Source organism: Tropicimonas sp. IMCC6043 (genome assembly GCF_004146235.1).
GTDB lineage: Bacteria > Pseudomonadota > Alphaproteobacteria > Rhodobacterales > Rhodobacteraceae > Tropicimonas.
Map to the genome: position 1 here is coordinate 1 of NZ_SELO01000248.1, position 255 is coordinate 255.

The 255-nt window shown below is 65.9% G+C and carries 1 protein-coding gene; it reads left to right on the forward strand.

Features of this window, described 5'->3' with window-relative positions:
- Window positions 1-255: transposase (locus EU800_RS26540; protein ID WP_207210042.1), on the forward strand; the 255-nt coding region annotated here is incomplete at both ends.

Consider the following 255-nt stretch of genomic DNA (forward strand, 5'->3'; position numbering starts at 1 on the left):
TGGTCGCCTCGCAGGATATGAGGATGTCAACGATGCCGAGCGGCTGGCCCACGACCCGGTAATGCGACAGGTGGTCGGCCACCGTGCCGTCGATGGTCAGGCAGCGTCCACGTCGCAGGTGAGCCGGTTCGAGACCGAGGGTCTGGCGACGGACAGCAACCGCGCGGCGGTCGCCGATCTGGGCGGCCAGTGGGTCGACCGTTTCCTCGACCGGACGGGGCTAAATTACATCGTGCTAGACATGGACAGCTCGGT